The 23,359-nt window shown below is 74.3% G+C and carries 20 protein-coding genes; 18 read left to right on the forward strand and 2 right to left on the reverse strand.

The genetic code is table 11. The annotated features are described in order from the left end of the window. The first annotated feature begins 323 nt into the window (after positions 1–323). Both OG199_RS42760 and OG199_RS42765 read left to right on the forward strand, forming a co-directional pair. Positions 324–1,535 carry a helix-turn-helix domain-containing protein gene (locus tag OG199_RS42760; RefSeq protein ID WP_401808781.1) on the forward strand — a complete coding sequence of 404 codons (1,212 nt, stop codon included), beginning with the start codon at positions 324–326 and terminating at the stop codon, positions 1,533–1,535. Between the two features lie 347 nt (positions 1,536–1,882). Beyond that, positions 1,883–2,059: a hypothetical protein gene (locus OG199_RS42765; RefSeq protein ID WP_356807828.1), complete on the forward strand. Its 177-nt coding sequence runs from the start codon at positions 1,883–1,885 to the stop codon at positions 2,057–2,059. Between the two features lie 123 nt (positions 2,060–2,182). Here OG199_RS42765 and OG199_RS42770 read toward each other — a convergent pair whose 3' ends face one another. After that, positions 2,183–2,656 carry a DUF1772 domain-containing protein gene (locus OG199_RS42770; protein WP_356807827.1) on the reverse strand — a complete coding sequence of 158 codons (474 nt, stop codon included), beginning with the start codon at positions 2,654–2,656 and terminating at the stop codon, positions 2,183–2,185. Positions 2,657–2,889: 233 nt separating this feature from the next. On the opposite strand from OG199_RS42770, the gene OG199_RS42775 reads away from it, so the two are divergent. Next, positions 2,890–4,113: an FAD-dependent monooxygenase gene (locus OG199_RS42775; RefSeq protein ID WP_405827276.1), complete on the forward strand. Its 1,224-nt coding sequence runs from the start codon at positions 2,890–2,892 to the stop codon at positions 4,111–4,113. 887 nt (positions 4,114–5,000) lie between these two features. Here the strand turns inward: OG199_RS42775 and OG199_RS42780 are convergent. Continuing rightward, positions 5,001–5,594: a TetR/AcrR family transcriptional regulator gene (locus OG199_RS42780; protein WP_356807823.1), complete on the reverse strand. Its 594-nt coding sequence runs from the start codon at positions 5,592–5,594 to the stop codon at positions 5,001–5,003. A gap of 285 nt (positions 5,595–5,879) precedes the next feature. Between OG199_RS42780 and fabD the strand changes: the two genes are divergently transcribed. The 15 genes from fabD to OG199_RS42855 all read left to right on the forward strand — a co-directional run bounded on the left by fabD (position 5,880) and on the right by OG199_RS42855 (position 23,280). Next, positions 5,880–6,848: an ACP S-malonyltransferase gene (gene fabD, locus OG199_RS42785; RefSeq protein WP_401808785.1), complete on the forward strand. Its 969-nt coding sequence runs from the start codon at positions 5,880–5,882 to the stop codon at positions 6,846–6,848. Between the two features lie 207 nt (positions 6,849–7,055). After that, positions 7,056–7,478 (forward strand): acyl carrier protein, encoded by a 423-nt coding sequence (locus OG199_RS42790; protein WP_401808788.1) that lies wholly within the window; start codon positions 7,056–7,058, stop codon positions 7,476–7,478. Positions 7,479–7,667: 189 nt separating this feature from the next. Next, a complete protein-coding gene (locus OG199_RS42795) occupies positions 7,668–8,435 on the forward strand; it encodes an SDR family NAD(P)-dependent oxidoreductase (protein ID WP_266708833.1) in 768 nt (255 codons plus the stop codon). Positions 8,436–8,467: 32 nt separating this feature from the next. Next, a complete protein-coding gene (locus OG199_RS42800; RefSeq protein WP_356807821.1) occupies positions 8,468–8,920 on the forward strand; it encodes a 3-hydroxylacyl-ACP dehydratase in 453 nt (150 codons plus the stop codon). After that, positions 8,917–10,194, forward strand: a complete 1,278-nt coding sequence (locus OG199_RS42805) for a beta-ketoacyl-[acyl-carrier-protein] synthase family protein (protein WP_356807819.1) — start codon at positions 8,917–8,919, stop codon at positions 10,192–10,194. The genes OG199_RS42800 and OG199_RS42805 overlap by 4 nt, the downstream gene beginning before the upstream one ends. Next, positions 10,191–10,679 (forward strand): 3-hydroxyacyl-ACP dehydratase FabZ family protein, encoded by a 489-nt coding sequence (locus OG199_RS42810; protein ID WP_401808792.1) that lies wholly within the window; start codon positions 10,191–10,193, stop codon positions 10,677–10,679. The genes OG199_RS42805 and OG199_RS42810 overlap by 4 nt, the downstream gene beginning before the upstream one ends. Continuing rightward, positions 10,676–11,965: a beta-ketoacyl-[acyl-carrier-protein] synthase family protein gene (locus OG199_RS42815; RefSeq protein ID WP_356807815.1), complete on the forward strand. Its 1,290-nt coding sequence runs from the start codon at positions 10,676–10,678 to the stop codon at positions 11,963–11,965. Before OG199_RS42810 ends, OG199_RS42815 begins: the two co-directional genes overlap by 4 nt. 215 nt (positions 11,966–12,180) lie before the next feature. Beyond that, on the forward strand, positions 12,181–14,541 hold the full coding sequence (locus tag OG199_RS42820) for a beta-ketoacyl-[acyl-carrier-protein] synthase family protein (protein ID WP_356806424.1): 2,361 nt from the start codon (positions 12,181–12,183) through the stop codon (positions 14,539–14,541). A gap of 2 nt (positions 14,542–14,543) precedes the next feature. Next, a complete protein-coding gene (locus OG199_RS42825; protein ID WP_356806422.1) occupies positions 14,544–15,674 on the forward strand; it encodes a 3-oxoacyl-[acyl-carrier-protein] synthase III C-terminal domain-containing protein in 1,131 nt (376 codons plus the stop codon). Between the two features lie 69 nt (positions 15,675–15,743). Then, positions 15,744–16,613 (forward strand): ester cyclase, encoded by an 870-nt coding sequence (locus OG199_RS42830; RefSeq protein WP_401808796.1) that lies wholly within the window; start codon positions 15,744–15,746, stop codon positions 16,611–16,613. Positions 16,614–17,845: 1,232 nt separating this feature from the next. Continuing rightward, a complete protein-coding gene (locus tag OG199_RS42835) occupies positions 17,846–18,838 on the forward strand; it encodes an aldo/keto reductase (RefSeq protein ID WP_356806425.1) in 993 nt (330 codons plus the stop codon). 31 nt (positions 18,839–18,869) lie between these two features. After that, complete coding sequence (locus OG199_RS42840) at positions 18,870–20,066, forward strand: FAD-dependent oxidoreductase (protein ID WP_356806418.1); 1,197 nt, start codon at positions 18,870–18,872, stop codon at positions 20,064–20,066. Positions 20,067–20,109: 43 nt separating this feature from the next. Next, positions 20,110–20,766 (forward strand): thermostable hemolysin, encoded by a 657-nt coding sequence (locus OG199_RS42845; protein WP_356806417.1) that lies wholly within the window; start codon positions 20,110–20,112, stop codon positions 20,764–20,766. Then, positions 20,756–22,375: an AMP-binding protein gene (locus OG199_RS42850; RefSeq protein WP_405827269.1), complete on the forward strand. Its 1,620-nt coding sequence runs from the start codon at positions 20,756–20,758 to the stop codon at positions 22,373–22,375. The genes OG199_RS42845 and OG199_RS42850 overlap by 11 nt, the downstream gene beginning before the upstream one ends. After that, entirely contained in the window at positions 22,372–23,280 is a 909-nt protein-coding gene (locus OG199_RS42855; RefSeq protein WP_356806413.1) for a TauD/TfdA family dioxygenase, read from the forward strand. Before OG199_RS42850 ends, OG199_RS42855 begins: the two co-directional genes overlap by 4 nt. The last annotated feature ends 79 nt before the right edge of the window (positions 23,281–23,359 follow it).

Raw genomic sequence — 23,359 nt, forward strand, 5'->3', positions numbered from 1 at the left:
GCGGCCGTCCACGCCGCCCGGTGCGCGCACACCGATGGCCTCATCGTCGACTCCCGGACGTTTGACATGCGCAAGGACTCCGCGCCGGCGGGGTGTGCCGGCCGGATGATGCCGAGCGTGCCCGGCCGCGCTGGAGGAACGCTGGAGAAGTGCACGAGGCGGACGTGAGGCGGACGTGAGAGGGGCGTGAGGCGGGCGTGAGGTCCGCACGAGATTTCCGCCCCCGGCCTGGCAAAGGTTTGCCCGCGTGTTGCCCGGCGCCCTACGCTCGGGGCGGCTCCCGGCGAAACTTTCTTGCCCGCTCACCCCAGGGGATTCGAATCATGCTGCGACAGCCCGCGTTCGGACACCGCCTGAAGAAGCTCCGGACGGCCCAGGGGCTGTCGCAGACGGCCCTGGCCGGTGAGGGCATGTCCACCGGCTACCTCTCCCGTCTGGAGTCCGGGGCGCGTCAGCCCACCGACCGGGCCGTGGGCTACCTCGCCGACCGGCTGGGCCTTGAGGTCGCCGATTTCGAGGAGCCGGTCACCGGCTCGCTGGCCCACGCGCTGACCCTGGCCTCCTCCACCGGTTCCGCGGACGCCATCGAGGCGCTGCGCGCGGCACTCGCCGCCGAGGGCCATGAAAGCGCGGTGCTGCGCTGGCAGGCGCTGTGGCTGCTGGCGAGGGCCGCACGCCTGCAGGGCGATCATGCCGCGGAGCGCGCCCACCTCGGCCAACTGGTCGCGCTCGGCGACGAGGTGGGCCTGGCCGAGCTGCGGGTGCGCGGCCTGACCCGGCTGGCGCGCTGTCTGCGGTCCCTCGGCGAGATCACCCCCGCCCTGGACGCGGCCGTCGCCGCCCACCGGCTCGCCCTGGGCGAGGACCTGGGCGTCGAGGACCGTGCCGCCGCGCTGCTGGCCCTGGTGTCGGTGCAGGCGGAGGCCGGGCAGGTGCCGGAGGCCCGGGTGCACGCCGACGAACTCACCGCCCTGGTCGAGGGCCGCAGCGACGCGCTGTGGGCCGAGGCGATGTGGACGGCCGCCGCCGTGCGGGTGCGCCAGGGCGACCACACCGGCGCGCAGCACTGCCTCGACCAGGCCCTGGAACGCTTCAGCAGCCAGGAGGACCTGGTGCTGTGGCTGAGACTGCGGCTCGCCGCGGGCCGGCTGCACCTGCAGAAACTGCCCGCCGACCCCGCACAGGCACAGCGCTGCGCCGAGCAGGCCGAGGCCGCTCTCACCTTCGTCGGCACCCCCGCCCTGCGCCAGGACCTGACCGCGCTGAAAGCCGATCTGGCCTTCGCCACCGGCCGCTACGACGATGCCCGCGCCCTGCTGGGCGGCCTGGCCGGGGACGAGCCGAGGATGACCTACCGCGACCGGGTCCGGCTGGAGATCCTGCGCCAGCAGCTGCTGATCCTGGGCGGCGACGTCTCCGGCGTGGACGGGCTGCGCACCCTGGCCCAGCAGGCCCAGGCCGACGCCAACATCGACCTCGCGGCGGAGATCTGGCGCACCCTCGCGGACGCCCTCACCCCCGCCCCGCCGGCCTGAGGGCCGTCCCCGCACACCCCCGCACACCCCCAACTTGCACGCCCCCCACCTCGCACACCCCACCTCGCACGCCCCGCCCTGCACGCCCCGCCCCGCACACTCTGCCCCGCACGCTCGCCCCCGCACGCTCATCCCCGCACATCCGCCCTCGTGCGGTGCGGTCCCGGGGTCGGCAGCCGGCGGGGCGGGGGCGCGGCGGGGAATTCGGGTGGCCGGCGCGGCGGATTTCCCGCCGCCCCGGGGGGATTTGCTTTCCCGCCTTTCCGGCTTTTCCGGGTTTTTCTCGATGGCGCCTCGAATTCCGGTGGACGGGGCGGAAGTTGCCTTGACGCGTGGAGTGCCGGTTCGTGAATCTCGTTACGGTACTGGCCGTTCACGCCCGAAGGGACACCATCGTGGTCAGCAAGAAGAGGAATCCCGCAGGACCCGAGCCGGAGCTCATCCCCGCCTTCGGCAGTGAGGTCACCGACGGTCTGGACGAGGACACGGAGGCGGACGTCCTGGGCAGCATCGCCCTGCAGTAGGGCGGCGTCGCCCGGCCGCAGGACGGCGGGCGGACGCGGGGGAGGGGACCCGCCCGGCGGGTCCCCTCCCCTCGTCTTCGCCCGTCCCGTCCGCTTCCCCCGTCCCGTCCGCCGCCGGTGCCGTCAGGACGTCACGAGCGCCACGCACATCGCGCCCAGCGCCACCGCCTGCAGCACGACCCGGGCGTTGATGACGCTGTCCCAGGTGCGCTGCAGGCCCCGCGCGTCGGGTGCGGTGCGGCAGTCCAGCGCCGCGCCGGTGAGCTCCTTGTTCACCGGCGCGCTGACCTTGTTGTAGACGGCCAGCCACACCACCAGGGCCAGTGCCGCCACCGCCGCGGCGACGGCCGGCGCCGTCTCGCCGCCGAAGCCGGCCGCGACGGCCGTGGCCACGGTGGCGACCAGGCCGAAGACGCCCGGGACGGGCATCCGCCGGTCCCCGAAGCGGTGGATCTGCCCCATGGTGCTGGTCAGCACCGCGTCGTCGACGTGCGCGAGGGCGGGCCGCTGGACGATCGCGGAGAAGACGTCGGTGCCGTAGACCACCGCGTTGGCCATCGTGGCCACCACGGCCAGGGTCTGTACGAGCGTTTCCATCACAACCACCCTTGTCCGTCTGCCGGTTGCCACAAGGACCGTGCCGCCCCGTGGATATATCAATGCTAGATGTCCTGCCGACACTATCAAGTTCAGTGCTTCGAATGCTAGCATTGATAACTGCATTGGTTCGCAAGGGATTTAGCGAGGACGTGGGACGGCCCGGCCGCGGCGGTCCGCCGTACCGCGCCCTGCGAGGACATCCGCCCGCACCGCCACGAGGAGACACCCAGATGGCCATTGGACGTGCCCGTCGCGTACTCATCGCCGGCGGAGGGATCGGCGGCCTGGCCGCGGCCCTCGCGCTGCAGCGCAGCGGTGTGGAGTGTGTGGTCTTCGAACGGGCCGAGGAACTGCGCGACGGCGGCGCGGGCCTGCACATCTGGACCAACGGAGTGCTGGCGCTGGACTTTTTGGGCGTGGCCGGCCAGGTCCTGGAGACGGCCCCCGCGCAGCAGGTCGCGCACTTCAGCACCCACCGCGGCGAGGTGCTGGGCGCCTGGCCGGTGGGCGACTTCGTCGAGCGCTACGGAGCGCCCACGATCGCCGTCGAGCGCTCCGTCCTGCACGGTGTGCTGCGCGACGCCCTGCAGGGCTCCCCGGTGCGCACCGGGGCGCACGTGGTCGGCTTCGACCAGGACGAGGACGGGGTCACCGTGCGCTTCGCGGACGGCGGCAGCGAGCGGGGCGACCTGCTCATCGGGGCCGACGGCATCCACGGCACCGTCCGCGACTGCCTGTTCGGCCCCGCCGACAACCGCTACAGCGGCTACATCGCCTGGCGCGGCCGCTCCCCCCTCCAGCACCCCGACATCCCGGCGGGGACCTTCAACGCGATGTTCGGGCCCGGGGTCCGGTTCACCTACTACGACGTCGCTCCCGGCCTGGTGCACTGGATGAGCGTGGCCAACGGGGCCGCCGGCGGACGCGACGAGCCCGGCGTGCGCGAGATGCTGCTGCGCCGGCACCGCGGCTGGGGCGGACCGGTCGCCGACATCCTCGCCGCCACCCCGGAGGAGGGCATCATCCGGGGCGACGTCGAGGGCCGCCGGCCCGAACGCCGCTGGGGCCGCGGCCGCGTCACCCTCCTCGGGGACGCCGCGCACCCCATCACCTTCAACATCGGCCAGGGCGCCTGCCAGGCGCTGGAGGACGCCCTCGTGCTCGCCGAGCACCTGGCACACGCCGGCAGCGACCCGGTCGCGGCGCTGCGCCGCTACGAGCAGGAGCGCCGCGCCCGCACCGCGCCGCTGCAGCGGATCGCCTGGCGGATCGGGCGGATGGGCGCGGTGGAGAATCCGCTGCTGATCCGGGCGCGCGAGGCGTTCATGCGCAAGAACTGGAACACCAAGGCCTTCGCCGCGGCCGAGAAGGGCCAGGTCGCCTACGGCACCCGCTGGGCCCGCGAGACCCGCCCGGACAGCCCGGTCCCCGCCCCCCGCACCACCGTGGACTGACCCCGGGCCCGAACTCCGTTGGCCCCGCCCCGGGTTCGTGCCCTCGCGGACCGGTCCCGGGCCCGTACCACGGTGGACCGGCCCCGGCTCGAACTCCGGGGGCTGACGCCAGGACCGAACTCCGGTGGGCTGACGCCGGGCCGCCAGCGCCGTGGACCCGTCCCGGGCCCGAACCGTCGTGCACCGGCCCCGGGCCCGCACCGTCGTGGGCCAACGCCCCCGTCCGGCCCGGGCCCCGGCCCGCCCGGTCCGGGGCGTGCCTGGCCAGGGGTGCACCTCGGACGGGGGCGCGTCATGCTCCAGGGCGCACCCTGGTCCGGGGTGCGCCCCTGGTCCGGGCTCCGCCTCCGGTCCGGGGCGCGCCCGAGCGCTCCGGGCCCGAGCGCTCCGGACCCGAGCGCTCCGGACCCGAGCGCCCCCGCCGCCCGTGCGCGTCGGCCGCCGGGGCATCGTCCCGGGCCGCGTTCCCGCCGGCGAGGGCGGCGGCGTCCGGAGTGCCCGCCTGCCGCAGCCGTCGAGCGGGGCCGCCCGCCCGAGCACCCCCGCCTGCGCACCCTGGCCCGTCCCCGAAGCCCCGGGCCGGCCTCCGCGCCGACCCGCCCCACCGCGCCCTGGTGCGGCACTCCGGCACCCCGGCCGCATCCGCAACTTCCCGCCGCCGCGGCCCGCGTTCACGCCCCGCAGGGCACAGCTCACGATCCACGCCGGGACCGGCCGCACCCAGTACCGGCCCCGCCCGCGCGTCGGCGCCCGCCCGGAACGCCCGCCCGCAGGACGGGTTCGACGGGTTCCCCGGCACCGAACCGCAACAGGACCCGAAGCAACGACATGGACGCTCTGTCGGGAAACACCCCCGGCCGAACCTTCCGCACCCACCCACCCCCGGGTCAGCCCGGCGGAGCCGCCCGCCGCAGCGCCCCCGGCCGCACCCCGGCCCGTGCCGCCGGGTACAGCCCGTCCCAGACCGGGTGGTCGGGCGGAAACCCCAGGGAGACCAGGACGTTGACCAGCATCCCGTACGCCATGAACGTGGTGGTCCGGCCGGTGTCCGCGCCGAGCGGGAGATGGACGGTGTCCCACAGCCGCTGCCACTCGGCGCGGACCGCCTCGCCGAACCCGGCGTCGCCCTGCGCCTCGCACGCCGCCACCGCGACGTACACCTGCATCTGCATCAGCAGCCGTTCCGGCTCCTTGAGGATGACGCGGGTGTACGCGTTGGCCATCGCGCCCAGCGCCTCCTCGCCCGTCAGCCCCTCGGTCGCCTCGGCGAACAGCCGCGTGGTGTCGGCCAGGCAGCGCCGCGCCGCCGCGAGGAACAGCGCCCGCTTGCCCGCGAAGAGGCGGAAGAGGTACGGCTGCGACACCCCCGCGCGCCGGGCGACGGCCTCGGTGGAGGTGCCGTCGTACCCGCCCCGGGCGAACTCGCTCAGGGCCGCGCGGATGACGCTCTCGCGCCGCTCGTCTGCACTCATCCTCACCATGACCGCAAGTTAGTGGTTGATCACTAACTTGGTCAAGGGGGGCGGGGCGGGAAAAGCCCGGCCCGGGTGGAATCCGGGTGGAATCCCGGCGGACCCCGGGCGGAAAGGACGCCGCCGGGACGGGGGGAATCCGGTGGAGGAAATCCAGCGTGGTGGTGCCGGTCCAGACGCATTCGAGGAATGCGCCAGAACTCCGTGCCAGATTCACAGAATCGAGATCCGCTCGCCGACGGCTCGATGACCTTTCTCCGGCGCTTTCGTCAACTCAGTGAGGCAGGAACGGGGATGATCGACAATTTCTTCACGATGTTTCCCGGGCAGGGCTCGCAGCGCGCGGGCATGGCCGGGCATCTGCTGCGTGAGCACCCCCGCACCGCCGGACGCGTCCTGGCGCGCGCGCAGGACGCCACCGGCCTGCCGCTGACCGCGCTGTGCAGCACGGCGGGGGAGGAGGAGCTGGCCCCGACCGAGATCGCCCAGCCCGCCATCGTCGCCACCAGCCTCGCGGTGCTCGAAGTGCTGCGCGAGGAGGCCGGGTTCGTGCCGGCCGTGGTGGCCGGGCACAGCCTGGGCGAGTACACGGCGCTGGTCGCCGCCGGGGTGCTGGGCGCCGACGAGGCGCTGCGGCTGGTACGCCGCCGCGGCGAGCTGATGGCCGGCGTCTCGCGCCGGGCCGGCGGGGCGATGACGGCCGTACTGGGCCTCGGCCCCGCCCGGATCGAGGAGATCTGCGCGGGCTGCGCCCCGCTGGGCGTGGTGGAGATCGCCAACTACAACGAGCCGGGCCAGACGGTGATCTCCGGGCAGCGCGCGGCGGTCGAGGAGGCCGCCCGCCTCGCGCTGGCGGCCGGCGCCGAACGGGTGGTGGCGCTGAAGGTCTCGGCGCCCTTCCACTGCTCGCTGATGCGGGCGATCGAGGACGAGTTCGCCGCCGAACTGGAGCGCGTCACCTTCGCCGCGCCCCGGCTGCCCGTGATCAGCTCGGTCACCGGCACCCTGGTGCGCGACGGCGCCCACGCCCGTGACCTGCTGCGCCGTCAGCTGGCCGGGCCGGTGCGCTGGGTGGACGTGCTGGGCGCCGCGGGAGCGCACGGGACGGGCGGCTGCCTCGAGGCCGGCCCCGGCCGGGTGCTGAGCGGCTTCGCCAACCGCACCGGCGTCCACTCCGTGGTGCGCAGCACCCACGACGCGCGCCGCATCACCGCGCTGCTGCGCGAGCTGAGGCAGGAGTCCGCCCCTGACGCCGCCGCCTGACCCGCCGCGCGGGGCGGCCCCCGTCCCACGGGCCCCCGCCCCGCCTCCCGCCCCCCGCACCTGCTCCCGCCGTCCGTCCCGTCCGTGCTGTTCGTGTTCCTCCCGTCCTGTTCCCTCTTCTCCTTCTTCCCTCTCCCGTTCCCGTCCGTGCGGTGCCGGCCTTTGGCGCCGGCACCGGAGAACGACCCATCCGAAAGGCAGCCAACGGTGTCCGAAACCCTGACTTCCACCTCGACCGACTACTTCTACGCGGTCCAGGCCGCCATCGCCGACGCCCTCGGCATCGACGAGTCCGAGGCGGTTGCCGAGGCGACCCTGCTCGGGCAGCTGGGCGCCGAGTCGATCGACCTGCTCGACATCCTCTTCCGCATCGAGCGCGCCACCAAGGTGAAGATCACCGTGGCCGACATCGCCGCGCTGCTCCAGGGCGGCATCCCCGACGAGGAGTTCGGTGACGAGAACGAGGTCGTCAACGACACCGGCCTCACCCACCTGGAGAAGGTCCTGCCGCAGTTCGACCGCAGCCAGCTCGCCGAGCCGCTGACCGCCGAGGGCGTGCTGGGCCTGTTCACCGTGCAGAACCTCACCGACCTGCTGACGGAGCGGGCCGCGGCACAGAACGCCGCCTGACCCCACCCGGCCGGTGGTGTGCGGGCAGGCGGCGTCCCGCGCACCACCTGGTGCCTCCCGCCCCCTCGCCCACCCGCGGCCGGCCGGCCGCCCGCCCCACGGGCGGCCGGACGGCCGGCCGGGTGCGGCCCCTGTCCGCGCGGGCCCGGCAGCCGCCGCCCGCCTCGTAGCAGAAACGGGAAGAGACAGATGAAGCTGAAGGACCGCACCGCCCTGGTCACCGGTGCCTCACGCGGCATCGGCCGGGCCATCGCCCTGGCCCTGGCCGAGCAGGGGGCGGCCGTCGCCGTCAACTACCGCTCCCGGCAGGAGGACGCCGCCGCGGTCGTCAAGGAGATCGAGACCGCGGGCGGCCGGGCCGTGGCGATCGGCGCCGACGTCGCCGACCCGCAGCAGGCCGCCCGCCTGGTGCAGGAGGCCACCCGCCTCCTCGGCTCCCTCGACGTCCTCGTCAACAACGCGGGCACCAGCGACGACGGCCTCATCTACGACGCGCCGCCGGACGCCTGGCTGAACGTCATGAAGGTCAACTTCGGCGGCGCGTACCACTGCACGCACGCCGTCATGGAGCAGTTCATGGCCCACGGCGACGCCACGATCGTCAACATCTCCTCGGCCATGGGCGAGCGCGGCTGGATCGGCCAGGCCAACTACTCGGCGTCCAAGGGCGCGCTGAACTCCTTCACCCGCTGCGCGGCGATCGAACTCGCCCGCTTCGGCGTGCGGGTCAACGCGGTCCTGGCCGGGTTCACCCCGACCGACCTGGTGGACGGGGTGATGCAGCGCGACGGCGGCCGCAGCATCAAGCGGCAGATACCGCTGCGCCGCTTCGCCACCGTCGAGCAGGTCGCCGCGGCAGCGGTGTTCCTGGCCGGACCCGACTCCGGCTACACCACCGGCGAACTGCTCTGCGTCGACGGCGGGTTCTCCGCCCAGCTGGGCATCGGCCGTCCGTAACGGACCGTGAGGGAACGGAAGAAGAGACGACGATGCGATTCCATCTGATCGACCGGATCGAGACCTGGACGCCGCGCGAGGACATCACCGCGCGCAAGGTCACCTCCGTCGACGAGACCTACTGGCAGGACACCGGGAGCGGACCGGCACTGCCCTTCGGGCTGGCCCTGGAGGCGCTGTGCCAGTCGGCGACCTGGCTGATCATGCTCTCCACCGACCACCGGCTGCGTGCCGCGCTCCTCGCCGTCGGCGAGGCCACCGCGCACCGCGCCGTACGCCCCGGGGAGGTACTGCGCATGCGGGCCACCATCGAGTCGATGACCGAGGAGGCCGCCCTCCTGGACGGCACCGTGACCGCGGACGGCGAGGACGTCCTGAGCGCGAGCGGCATCCTGTGCGCGCTCATCGACGCCGAGCGCCTCGACGACCCGGCCGACACCCGGCGCATGGCGCACCAGTTGCAGGGCGGAGGGCCGGTGGGATGACCCGTGTAGCCATCACCGGAGTGGGGGCCGTCACCCCGCTCGGCAACGACGCCGAGAGCACCTGGCAGTCGCTGGCCGCCGGACGCAGCGGCGTCGGCCCGCTCACCACCTTCGACGCCTCCGGCTTCCCGGTGCGTATCGCCGCCCAGGTCAAGGACTTCGACGCGGCCACGGCGATCCCGGCCCGGGTGGGACGCAAACACCTCTCCCGGGTCGGCCAGTTCGGCGTCGCGGCCGCCTGGGAGGCACTGCGCGACGCGGGCGCCGACGAGCTCGGCGAGGACGTGTACCCCTTCGACGAGCGCGGTGTCGCCATGGGCGCCAGCGTCGGCCGGCCCGAACTGCAGGCCCTCCTCGACGTCGGCCACCTGCGCGCCACCACCGGCCGCCCGGACGCCTTCCTGTGCCACCCGCCGGCCGTCACCCTGACCGACGACCAGAACGTACCGCTGAGCGCCATGGCCCGGATGATGTCCGCGACCGGCCCGATGATCGGCATCTCCACCGCCTGCTCCGGATCCGGGCACGCCATCGGGGAGGCCTTCCGCGCCATCCAGGAGGGCGACGCCCAGCTGATGGTCGCCGGCGGCTACGACTCCCTGACCACCTGGCTCGACCTGCTCGGCTTCAGCCTGCTGGGCGCGCTGACCGACCGTCACAACGACGACCCCGAGCACGCCTCACGGCCCTTCGACGCCGACCGCTCCGGCTTCGTGGTCGGCGAGGGCGCCGTCGCCGTCGTCCTGGAGGACCTGGACGCCGCCCGCGAACGCGGCGCACCCGTCCTCGGCGAGGTCCTCGGCTACGGCTCCACCCTCAACGCCTGGCGCATCACCGACTCGCCGCCCGACGGCTCCGGCGCGATCCAGGCCATGCAGGCGGCCCTGGCCGAGTCGGGCGTGGGCACCGGCGGCATCGACTACGTCGTCGCGCACGGCACCAGCACCCACGGCAACGACCAGTCCGAGACCGTCGCCATCAAGAAGGTGTTCGCCGACGACGCCCACCGCCTGGTCGTCAGCGCCCCCAAGTCGATGGCCGGCCACCTCACCTCGGCCAGCCTGGGCCTGGGCGTGCTGGCCGCACTCGGCGCGATCCGCCACCGCCTGGTCCCGCCCACCGTCAACCTCGACCGGCCCGACCGCGGTCTCGACCTCGACTACGTGCCGCACACCGCCCGCCCGATGCCGGTGGACGCGGCCCTCATCAACGCGTTCGCGTTCGGCGGCAGCAACACCAGCCTCGTCATCGGCGCCCCGCGGGAGGACACATGACCACCACCGCCCCGCAGGCCGCCACCACCGTCCCGCAGCCCGCCGCCACCACCGTCCCGCAGGCCGCCGCCGTCGCGCAGGCGCCGGCCGGCACCGGGGGACTGCCGGCCTTCGACCGGCTGCTGGAACTCGCCGAGGGCGAACGGGCCGTGGCCGTGCGCAACGTGCCGGCCACCCTGGAGTGCTTCACCGCCCACTTCCCGCGCCACCCCGTCCTGCCCGGCGTGCTGCTGCTGGAGAGCCTGGCCGCCCTGGCCCGCACCGCCGCCGGCCCGGGCGCCTGGCGCCTGGCCGGCGTGCGCGGGGTGCGCTTCAAGCACTTCGTCGGACCCGGCGACCAGGTGCACCTCACCGTCGAGGTGAGCCGGCACAGCCGGCAGCGCACCGAATGCCGGGCCACCGCCCGGGTCGAGGGCCGGGTGGTCGCCACCGTCCGCGCCCTGACCCTGCTCAGCGCCACGACGACCCGGGAGGGCACAGCATGAGCGAGCAGCGCCGCCGCGTGATGGTCACCGGCATCGGTCTGATGACCGCGATCGGCCAGAGCGCCGCCGAGACCTGGGACAGCCTGCTGGAGGGCCGCTGCGGCATCGGCCCGCTGCGCGCCTACGACCCGGCCCCGCTGCGCACCGGCATCGGCGCCGAGATCCACGGCTTCGACCCCACCCGGTGGGCCGGCCGGCGCACCCTGCGCATGCTGTGCCGCGGCGACCAACTGGCCCTGGCCGGCGCCACCCTCGCCCTGCGCGACGCGGGCCTGGACGGCGAGAGCGACCTGGGACAGCGCACCGGGCTCTTCCTCGGCAGCAACAAGGAAATGCCCCGCATGGACGAACTCATCGCCCAGCTCCAGGCCGTCCGCGCCGACGACGGCACCCCCGACCTGCACCGCCTCGGACGCACCGCCTCCTCGGTCATCGCCCCGCTGTTCTTCGTCGAGGGACTGCAGCCCGCCGCCGCCTTCCACATCTCCGAGAAGTACGGCATCCGCGGCGCCAACGCCTACTTCGCCGGCACCGCCGACTCCGGCGCGATGGCGATCGGCCGGGCCATGCGCACCGTACGCCGCGGCGAGGCCGACGTGGTCCTCGCCGGCGGCTACGACGACGCCACCGGCTGGTGGGCGATGTCCAAGATGGACGGCCTCGGCGTCCTGAGCACCCGCACCGACCTCGGCCAGGAGGCCTTCCGCCCCTTCGACCGCGACCGCTCCGGCTCCGTCTTCGGCGAGGGCGCCGCCCTGCTCGTCCTGGAGGAACGCGCCCACGCCCTGGCCCGCGGCGCCCACTGCTACGCCGAAGTCACCGGATTCGGCGCCGGCAACGACTGCGTCCGCCCGCCCAGCCCCCAGCCCCGCGCCCGCGGCCTGGCCCGCGCGATCACCCGCGCCCTGCGCGACGCCGAACGCCCCTTCCCCGACGGCGGCTACATCGCCGCACACGGCTGCGCCACCCTGCAGGGCGACGCCAGCGAGACCGTCGCCCTGCACGACGCGCTCGGCACCGCCGCCAAGTCCGCCCAGATCAGCAGCGTCAAACCACAGACCGGGCACCTGGTCGGCGGCGCCGGCGCACTGAACGCGGCCGTCGCCGCGCTCGCCCTGGACAGCGGCACCGTGCCCGCCACCCTCAACCTGCACCACCCCGCCCCCGAGTGCGACCTCGACTACGTCCCGCTCAGCCCCCGCCACACCCGCCCCGACAGCGCCCTGGCCCTGGCCCGCGGCCTGGAGGGGCAGGCCGTCGCCGTCGCCCTGGGACGGCCCTCGTGACCCGGCAGCCCGACACACCCGCCATACCCCGCACACCAGACGCACCCGGCCCGCCCGACACACCCGGCACGCCGACCATGCCCAACACGCCCAACACGCCCAACACGCCCAACACGCCCGGCACATCAGCAGCACCCGGTTCACCCGCCATACCCGCGATACCCGCAGCAGCTGGAATGCCCGCAACACACGGCATCCCCGAAAGGAGTGCGGCCATGACCGACGTCTACGACCACGACACCCGGCCGGACGCCGCGGCCCGGCCCCGGACCGTGGTGGTCTGCGGCGTCGGCGCCGTGACCGCCCAGGGCGAGGGCGCCACGGCGCTGTGGGAGGGCATCCGGGCCGGGCATTCCGCCATCGGCCCGGTCCGCGGCATGCCGATGGACGGCTACGGCACGGCCATCGGCGGCGAGGTGCCCAACCCCTCCCGGCCCGCCTACGACTACCTGGCCTCCTTCGGCGGCCGCGAGCGCGAACCGGCGATGGACTTCGCGCTGACCGCCGCCCAGGAGGCGATGGCCGGCGCGGGCCTCGGCACGCTGCCCGCCGAACGCTGGGGCGTCGCCTTCGGCTCCTGCAACGGCGGCCTGCGCACCGCCGAGAAACTCGCCCGCCGCAGCCGCGAGGGCACCGCGCCCCCCGACGACGGCCGGCACTACCTGCTGGTCCCCCCGCAGGCCATCGCCGAGGCACTCAGCAGCGCCTTCCGTCTCAAGGGCCCCGCGCTGAGCGTCAACACCGCCTGCGCCTCCGGCGCCCACGCCATCGCGCACGCCGCCGAGGCGATCTCCGCCGGCCGCGCGGACGCGATGCTCGCCGGCGGCAGCGACGCCTTCACCGAGACCGCGTTCGCCGGCTTCACCAGCCTGCAGTCCCTGTCCACCAAGCCCGCCGCCCCCTACTCCAAGGACCGCGACGGACTCTCGCTCGGCGAGGGCGCCGGCATGCTGGTCCTCGCCGAGGAGTCCGTGGCGCGCGCCGCCGGCGCCCCCATCCTCGCCGAGGTCCTCGGCTACGGCCTGTCCGCCGACGGCTACCACGCCACCGCCCCGCACCCCGAGGGCGAGGGCGCCGCCCGCGCCATCCGCGGCGCCCTGAAGGCCGCCGGCATCACCCCGCAGGACGTCGGCTACATCAACGGCCACGGCACCGGCACCCCCAAGAACGACTCCGCCGAGTCCAACGCGGTGCGCGCCGCGTTCGGCGAGGCCGCCGACAAGACCGCGCTCAGCAGCTCCAAGTCGATGATCGGCCACCTGCTCGGCGCGGCCGGCGCGGTCGAGGCCATCGTCACCGTCCAGGCCCTGGTGGAACAGACCGCCCCGCCGACCGCCAACTTCACCGGCACCGACCCCAAATGCGGACTCGACGCCGTCCCCGACACCGGCCGTGAACTGGCCATGAACGCCGCCCTGTCCAACAACTTCGCCTTCGCCGGCGCCAACGCCTGCGTCGCCTTCGGCTGGCCCTCCGGCCGCCGCTTCTCCGTACCGGCCCCGCCCGCCGCGGAGAAGGTCGTCATCACCGGCGGCGCCGCCATCACGGCGGCCGGCGAAGGCCTGGAAGCACTGTGGGAGGCCTGGCGGCACGGCGGACGGCTGGGCGCCGAGGAGGACGGCCTGCACGTCGCCCGCGCCGACTTCGACCCCGCCGCACACATCGGCGCCCGCGACCGCCGCCGCATGGACCGCCTCTCCCAGCTCGCCGTCGCCTCCTGCCGCGCCGCCCTCGCCCACGCCGGCCTGGACGCGGACGAGCACACCGGCGTCGTCCTGGGCACCGGCCTCGGCCCCATGCGCAGCATCGAGGACTTCCTGCTGCCCGTCCTGGACGGCTGCCCCGCCGAGGGCAGCCCGGCGGTCTTCCCCAACACCGTCTTCAACGCCGCCGCCGGCCAGGTCGCCATGCACGTCGGCGCCAAGGGCCCCACCTCCACCGTCACCACCGGCCACGCCGCCGGCGCCTCCGCCCTGACCGTCGCCCACGACCTGCTGCTCCAGCACCGCGCCGACGCCGTCCTGTGCCCGGCCGTCGAAGACCTCTCCCCGGGCGTCCTGACCGCCTACCGCGGCCTGCCCCTGTTCACCGACACCGGCTACACCCTCGCCGAGGCCGGCATCACCCTGGTCCTGGAACGCGAGTCGAGCGCCCGCGCCCGCGGCGCCCGCATCCTGGCCGAGTTCGCCGGCCACGGCACCGCCGGCGACGCGGCCGGCGTCGGCCGCTGGGACGAGAGGGGCGAAGGCGTCGAACGCGCCATGCACGCCGCCCTCGGCCACGCCGGAGTGCACCCCGGCGAGGTCACCGCGATCTTCGCCAACGCCGCCGGCCTCACCCGCGCCGACGCCCCCGAGGCACGGGCCACCGGCCGGCTCGCCGCCGAGTCCGGCTGCCCCGTGCACACCCCCAAGCAGACCCTCGGCGAACCCGTCGGCGCCGGCGCGCAGCTCGCCGCCCTGCTCGCCGTCACCGGCTGGCAGGAAGGCACCCCCGCCGGCCCGGTCCTCATCAACAGCTCCTCCCTCGGCGGCACCCACATCAGCCTCGTCCTGCGTCCCGCAACGGAGAACTGACCATGCCCCACACCCCCGCCCCGCCCCCCGCACCCGCCGAACGCCACGTGTCCGTCCTGGCCACCGGCGCCCACCTGCCCGGCGAGGCCCTCGACAACGACGCCCTCGCCCGCGTCTGCGGACCGCTGCCCGACGACGTCCTGGACGGCATCCAGGTCGAGCGCCGGCACTGGATGGTCGACCCCGCCACCGGCGCCCACACCACCAGCACCTCCGCCATGGCCACCGCCGCCGCCCGCCAGGCCCTCGACCGGGCCGGCGTCACGCCCGACGAGATCGACCTGATCGTCGTCTCCACCGCCAGCCCCGACTACCTGCTGCCCGTCGCCGCCACCTACGTCCAGGAACAACTCGGCCTGGAACGCTGCGCCGTCATCGAGGTCCGCGCCGGCTGCGTCGGCGCCGTCCAGGCCCTCGACATCGCCCGCCGCCTGCTCGCCGACGGCACCTACACCACCGCCCTGGTCATCGGCGCGGAAGCCGTCTCCCCCCTGCTCGCCCCCGTCTTCCTGGGCCGCGAACCCGAACGCGTACGGATGCGCGACCGCCTGACCGTCTACACCTTCGGCGACGGCGCCGGCGCCATGGTGCTGCGCGCCGGCGAGGAAGGCTCCGCCGCCGGCCGCCCCCGCCCCGTCTTCGCCACCCGCTCCCTGGGCGGCACCCGCAAACCCGGCATGCACATCATCGGCGGCGGCACCGACGCCCCCCTCGCCGAACAGCAGCGCCGCCCCCGCCTCATGGACATCCGCCTCGACATCCCCGGCACCGCCCGCTTCGGCCCCCGCGTCTTCGTCGAAGGCATCCACGACATGCTCCACCGCTCCGGCCTCACCCTCGACGACATCGACGCCTGCGTCCTGCCCGAGGGCAACGCCGAGTACTTCGCCAGCGAGTACGGCACCGCCGGACTGTCCGCCGCCGACCAGACCACCCTCAGCAAGACCATCGTGGAAAACCTCACCGACGTCGGCGCCACCGGCTCCGCCGCCGTACCGCTGGCCCTGGACGCCGGCTGGAGCGAGGGCCGCATCACCCCCGGCGACACCGTCCTGCTGCTCGCCATCGAGGCCAGCCGCTACGTGTACGCGGGCCTCACCCTCACCTGGGACGCCCCCTTCCCCGGCCGGTGACGGGCCCCCGCCCGCCCCCGCCCGCCCCGACCCGCCCCCTCGCGGGCGCCGACGCCATAAGGATGGAACGTGTCGATACAAGAGACGGTGCGCACCGCACAGAGCGTGGAGGAGCGCAACAAGAAGACCATCCGCCGGGTCTTCGACGCCTTCGTCAACCAGGGCGACTTCTCGGTCGTGGACGAGATCTACAGCCCCGACATGGTCGACCACCAGCCGCTGCCCGGAGCCCCCGAAGGACTCGAAGGAGTCCGCTACACCATCGCCGGCCTGCGCGAGGGCTTCCCCGACCTGCACGTGACCATCGAGGACATGAGCGCCCACGGCGACCACGTCGTCATCCACAACACCTGGCGCGGCACCCACCTGGGCGACTTCCTGGGCGCCGCCCCCACCGGACAGGTCATCGAGTTCACCGGCGTCGTGGTGTGGCGGCTGCTGGACAACGGCCTGATCGCCGAACGCTGGGGCATCGGCGTGGAGTCCAACATGCTGGCCGTGCTCGGCCTGCGCCGGCTGGCCCCCGCCGCCCGCACCGCCGCCCGCGCCGCCGCCCGCCGGGCGGTCACCGGCGCCTGCGCCCTGCTGCCCCTGACCGGCGGCGCGGCCGAGGGCTGGCGCCGCCTGCAGGCCGAGCTCGCCGGACCGCGGCTGCACGCCTACGAGGCCTCCCGGCGCCGCGCCGGCATCCTCCAGGAGTCCTTCGACCTGCGCCCCCTCGACGGCCAGGACGTCCTGGTCCACCAGATCGAGGCCCGCGACCCGCAGGCCGCCGCCCGCCGCCTGCTCACCTCCGCCGACCCCTTCGACCAGTGGCTGCGCGAACAGGCCACCGAGGTCCTCGGCACCGACCCGTGGACCCGCCTGGCCGAGAGCGCAACCGCCGGCACGGGCCACACCTGGGCCTCCGTCACCAGCGAACTGGCTACCGCCGGCTGACCCGCGAACCGCCCGCCGCCCGCCGCCCGGCGCGCCCGGTGACCGGCGCCCCTCACGAACGAGCCGCCGGCCGGCCCCCGCGAACCGGTCGCATGCCGGCCCCCGCGAACCGGCCGAGGGCCGGCGGCGAACGGGTCTGCGGCCCGGGGGGCGTTGACGCCCGCGCACGGGCCCACAGGCGCCGACACCGGTGGACGACGGTTCGGACCCAGGGAGCCGGCACCGGTGAACGAGCCCGTGGCTCGGGGGCGTTGTCACCGCGAACAGGCCTCCGGTCCGTGCCGGAGCCAACGCCGGTGAACGGGCCTGCGGCTCGGGGGCGTTGGCACCGCGAACGGGCCTCGGTCCGTGCCGGAGCCGGCGTCGGTGAACGGGCCCGTGGCTCGGGGGCGTTGTCACCGCGAACAGGCCTCCGGTCCGTGCCGGATCCGGCACCGGTGAACGGGCCTGCGGCTCGGGGGCGTTGTCACCGCGAACAGGCCTGGGTCCGTGCCGGAGCCGGCACCGGGAACGGGCTTGCGGCCCAGGGGGCGCTGTCGGTGAACGGGTTTCCGGTCCGGGAACGACGCCGACGAGCGCACCCCCGGCCCGCGGGCGTCGACACCCGTGCACGGGCCTCCGGCCCAGGGGAGCGCCCCCGCGGACGAGGGACTTCCGGCCCCGCGGCAACCTGGTGAACGGGCCCCCGCCGCAAGGGCGTTGCTGCGGACGCAGGCCTGCGCATCCCGGGGGAGTCGACCCCGCGTACGAGCTCGCGGCCCACGTGCGCGCCGGCGCCGGCGAACGGGCCGAAGGCGTACGGGGGGCCGGACCCGTGAACGGTCCCAAGGTGTACGGGGCCAAGGTGTACGGGCCCGGAGTCGGAGCCTTGAACCAGCCCTCAACGTACGGGAGTTGCTGCTCCATGTACGGGCCCCCGGCCCGGGAGAGCACCCCCCCGCGTAGGGGCCCCGGCCCACGAGAGTTGCCCCGCGCAGCGGCCCCCCGGCCCCCGGCCCGGGAGAGCACCCCCCGCGTACGGGCCCCGGCCCAGGGGAGCGAACCCCTGTGAACGGGCCTGCCGTCCGGCGGAGTCGGCGCCGGTGAACGGGGCGTGGGCCGGCCGGCGAAGCGCGGCCCCAGTACTTCTCTAGCAGGGGCATCAATACTGTCACTGCTAATTCCCGGGTGGTGCCGGCACCGGCCACCCCCGGGGACGACAACCGCGCGCACGGCTCAGGAAGGAACCGATGATGCGGCAACGAACACTCGGCAGCCAGGGGCCGGCGGTCTCCGAACAGGGACTCGGCTGCATGGGCATGACCTTCGCCTACGGCCCCGCCGACGACCAGGAGGCCCTGCGCACCGCGCACCGGGCACTCGAGCTGGGCGTCACCCTCCTCGACACCGCCGACTTCTACGGCCCGCACAGCAACGAGGAGTTCGTCGCCCGCGTCATCGCCGGCCGCCGCGAGGACGTCGTCGTCTCCTCCAAGGTCGGCAACGAGATCACCGAGGACGGCACCATCACCGGCCGCCTCAACAACCGCCCCGACTACATCCGCACCGCCGTCGAGGGCACCCTGCGCCGGCTGGGCACCGACCACCTCGACCTGTACTACCTGCACCGCGTCGACCCCGCCGTGCCCATCGAGGAGTCCGTCGGCGCCCTGGCCGAACTGGTCGAGGCCGGCAAGGTGCGCCACCTCGGCGTCTGCGAGGCGTCCGCCGCCACCATCCGCCGCGCCCACGCCGTGCACCCCCTGGCCGCCGTACAGACCGAGTACTCCCTGTCCACCCGCGACGTCGAGGTCAACGGAGTCCTCGCCACCGTCCGTGAACTGGGCATCGGCTTCGTCGGCTACAGCCCGCTGGGCCGCGGCCTGCTCACCGGCCGCATCCGCAGCCTCGACGGGCTGGCCGAACACGACTTCCGCCGCATCGCGCCCCGCTTCCAGCAGGGCAACCTCGACCAGAACCTGCACGTCGTCGAACGGCTGCAGCACCTGGCCGCGGCCAAGGGCATCACCGCCGGGCAGCTCGCCCTGGCCTGGGTGCTCGCCCAGGGCGACGACGTGGTCGCCATCCCCGGCACCAAGCGCGTCCCGTACCTCCAGGAGAACCTCGCCGCGAGCGACGTGGTCCTGAGTGCGGACGACCTCACGGCGCTCGACGAGATCGCCCCCCACGGCTCCACGGTGGGGGACCGCTATCCCGTCGGCGCCATGGCCACGCTCGACGGCTGAGACCAGACCGGCCGCGGACCTTCGAAGGCGAGTGAGAGCGACAACCATGGCGAACATCACGATCATCGGCGGCGGACTGGCCGGCCTGACCGCGGCGATCTCCGCCGCCGAACAGGGCGCCCGCGTCACCGTCCACGAGGCCCACTCCCACGCGGGCGGCCGCGCCCGCTCCGCCTCCGGCCCCTACGTCACCAACGACGGGCCGCACACCTTCTTCGACAACGGCGACGCCTGGCACTGGCTGCTGCAGCGCGGACTGGCCGGCCGCTACGTACGGCTGTCCTTCCACGAGTGGACCCGGATGCGCTTCCGCCACCAGGGCCGGCTGCGGATGACGCTGCCCGGCGGCTACATGAGGATGACCTGGATGCACCGCGGCATCGACGTCCCCGTCGACCGCTCCTTCCAGGACTGGGCGAGCGAACGCTTCGCCCAGCAGACCGTCGACGAGGCCCTCGGCTTCCTCGGCCCGATCCTCTTCGACGGCGACCCCGGACGCCTCTCGGCGGCCTTCGTGTGGGAACGCCTGCTGCGCGTGGGCACCCCCCGCTTCCCGCTGCCCAGCCGCTACTTCATGGGCGGCTGGGGCGCGTTGATCGAGCGCATGCAACGCGTCGCCCGCGCCCGCGGCGTGGTCATCGAAACAGGCTCCCGGCTGACCGAACTGCCCACCGGCGGACCGGTCATCGTCGCGACCTCGCTGGCCTCCGCCCGCAGCCTGCTCGGCGACGACTCCCTGCAGTGGCCCAGCGGCACCGCCGCCCTGCTCGACATGGCCGTCACCCACTCCAAGAAGGACGGCAACGTCTCCTTCGACATGGACGAGGGCGGCTTCACCTCCCAGTACTCCGACCACGACCCCTCCCTCGCCCCCGAAGGCCAGGCCCTGTTCCAGGGACAGATGCCGATCAGGCCCGGCGAGTCGAAGGCCGACGCGCTGGCCCGGCTGGAGAAACTCTTCGACCTGACCACACCGGGCTGGCAGCAGCGCATCCTGTGGCGCCGCGAAGGCGTCTCCCGGGGCCGCACCGGCGCCCTCGACCTGCCCGGCCTCAGCTGGCGCGACCGGCCCGCCGTCGACCGCGGGGACGGGGTGTTCCTGGCCGGCGACAGCGTCGCCGCCCCCGGCATCCTCGCCGAGACCTCCATCAACAGCGCCCTGCGGGCCGCGGAACTCGCCCTCAGCGCCCGGCCGGCCGCGCACCGCTCCGCGGTGCTCGGGCGATGAGTCCGCCCCGCGTCCCACCCCACCCCGTTAGGGAGCGCAGCACATGAGAATCACCCTGTCCGAGCGCGGCACCCCGGACTGGCAGACCGCCGCGGACCTGGCCCGGCTGGTGTTCGCCAAGCAGTACCGGGCCAGCATCACCCCCGACCCGGACGGCTTCCTCGCCTTCTTCGAGGACACCGCCGACGGCCAGGAGGAAGTCCTCGCCTGCGCCGGCCTGTCCTTCCCCGAGGAAGAGACCATCCTGCTGGAACGCTATCTCGACGCTCCCGTCGAAGACGTCATCACCCAGGCCGTCGGCACCCCCGTCAAACGCTCCCAGGTCCTGCAGATCGGCTCCATCGCCTCGGTGCGGGCCGCCGCCGGCGCCGAGATCATCAAAGCGATCCCGCTGATCATGGCCTGCCTGGGCCGCCCCTACGCCGTCATGACCATGACCGGCCGGCTCGCCGCGCTCATGCAGCGCCTCGGCTGCGTCTTCCACCCCCTCGCCGACGCCTCCCTCGAACGCCTGCCCGTCGACGAACGCGCCGCCTGGGGCACCTACTACGACACCCGGCCCGTCGTCGGCTACGCCGAGGCCGCCGAACAGTCCACCCTGCTGCTGGCCGCCATCGGCCGCTACTGCTTCACCTCGGTCGACATGCGGCTGCTGAGCAACCGCCCCGACCGGCAGGGGGTGCTCACCCGTGCCGCCTGACACCACACCCCTGTCCCTGGCCCGCGGACTGCTCCAGCAGGCCGACAGCGACGCCGTCATGGTCCGCGTCCTGGCCGCCGACGGCGGCGAGGGCACCGCCTTCGGCTACCGCGACCTCATCCGCACCGCCCTGGCCCTGGCCGCCGACCTCACCGACCTGGCCCGCACCCTGGGCCGGCCCGCCCGGGTGGGACTGCTCGCCGAGAACTCCCCCGAATGGGTCGCCGCCGACCTCGCCGCCCTGTTCGCCGGCGCCGTCGAGATCCCCGTACCCACCGCCTTCACCGCCCAACAGGCCGCCTCCCTCCTGGAGACGGCCGACCTGTGCCTGACCGACACCGCCGGCAGCGCGGCGCTGGCCCGCTGGACGGCCACCACCCCCGACCCCGTCCTGCCCGCGGGCTGCCCCACCACCGCCCTCGACCTGCCCGCCCTGCTCGCCCGGCCCCCCGCCCCCCACCCGCCCGTCCCCGACCACGACGCCGTCGTCAAGGTCATCCACACCTCCGGCACCACCTCCGCCCCCAAAGGCGTGCAGATCCGCCGGCACGGCCTGGACGCCCTGCTCACCTCGCTGCGCACCCGCACCCGCCCGGCGATCTTCGAGCGGTACCTGTCCATCGTCCCCCTCAGCCTGCTCATCGAACAGGTCGCCGGCCTCTACATGCCCTTCCTCGCCGGCGGCTCGGTGTCCTTCCTGCCCCCCGGCACCGCCCTGGTCGGCACCGCCGCCGACGCCGCACCCCGCATGCTCACCCTGCTGCGCCAGGCCCGCCCCACCGCCCTGGTCGTCCCGCCCACCGTCGCCGGCCTCTTCCTCGCCCTGTGCGACCAGCAGCCCGCCGAGAGCGTCACCGAACGCCACCGGCGGATCTTCGGACACGACGGCCCCGTCTTCATCGCCTGCGGCGGCGCCCCCGTCCCGCCCGAGATCCTCCAGCGCCTGCACGCCCACGGACTGACCGTCCACGAGGGCTACGGACTGAGCGAGAACTCCTCCGTGGTGTCCTGGAACTTCCCCGGCGAAGTCCGCTTCGGCACCGTCGGCCGCCCCCTGGACCACGTCCACGCCGAACTCGCCGACGACGGCGAACTCCTCATCCGCAGCACCTCCCTGTTCGCCGGCTACACCCGCGAGGACCCCTCCAGCGTCGTCGTCGACGACCAGGGCCGCCTGCACACCGGCGACCTCGCCGAGATCGACGACGACGGCTACCTGCGCATCACCGGACGCAAGAAGAACCTCGTCATCACCGCCGGCGGCCGCAACGTCGCCCCCGAATGGGTCGAGGCCCGCTACCGCGAACTCGGCTTCATCCGCGAGGCCGCCGTCATCGCCGACGGCCTCGACCACGTGCACGGCCTGTTCGTCATCGACGCCGGCCTCGACCCCGACACCGCCCGCAGCCGCATCACCGAATTCGGCAGGCACAAACTCTCCGGCATCGAACGCGCCGCCGTCGTCCACCTCATGTCCGAGGACGACCCCGCCTACGCCACCTGCTTCACCGTCACCGGACGCCCCCGCCGCGACGTCATCCGCCACCACGTCCTCAACCAGCCCCCCGCCGCGGCCGCGGCACCCCAGCAGACCAAGGAGAAGGCATGAGTACGGCTGTGCAGACCACGCCCTACGGCACCGGCAGCGGCCTGCTGGTCCAGCCCGCGGGCCCCGGCGGCCTCGACGGCATCGACCCCAAGGAACTGCGCGACCTCATCGCCCAGGCCGGCTTCCTGCTGCTGCGCGGCTTCGGCGCCGACATGGACGCCTTCACCGCCCTCGTCCAGAACACCTCCACCTCCACCACCCTCGACCCCGCCCGCGACTTCTACTCCGAGGTCGCCCAGAAGGTCGACGCCGGCTTCGACGAGGTCGGCCTGCACACCGAGAACGGCAACAGCCCCTTCCGCTCCCACCTCGCCTGGTTCTTCTGCGAGAAGGCCGCCTCCGCCGGCTCCCAGACCACCGTCTGCGACGGCTACCGCGTCTGGGACGCCCTCAGCGACCAGGCCCGCACCGCGTTCGCCGCCCAGGACATCGTCTACAGCCGCTACGTCGCCGAACCGCAGTGGCGGGCCATGGCCCACCACCTGCTGGGCCGCACCAAGCCCGCCGACCAGATCCAGGTGGCCGAACTCCTCGCCCTGGCCGGACAACTGCCCGGCACCGAGATCACCCCCCAGGACGACGGCGGCGTGCGCTACTCCTTCCGCACCCCCGCGGCCGGCCCCACCGTCTTCGGCCCCCGCCCCTCCTTCGCCAACAGCATCCTGGGCCCCTCCTTCAACTACGAGAAGCCCACCATCACCTTCGCCGACACCACCGAACTGCCCGCACCCCTGCTCGCCGAGGTCGAAGAGGTCACCGCCCGCCTCACCGAGAACCTCGACTGGCAGGACGGCGACGCCGCCGTCATCGACAACACCCGCGTCATGCACGGCCGGCGCGCCATCACCGACCCCGACCGCACCATCTACAACGCCCTCAGCTACATCGAGGCACCCGCCGCCTGACCGGGCCGCCCCCTTCCCGGCCACCCGCCCCAAGGGCGGCGCCGGGAAGGGGGCGGGAGGCAGACCTGTCCGAGAGGGA

The sequence above is a fragment of the Streptomyces sp. NBC_01176 genome (assembly GCF_045039825.1).
Taxonomy (GTDB): Bacteria; Actinomycetota; Actinomycetes; order Streptomycetales; family Streptomycetaceae; genus Streptomyces.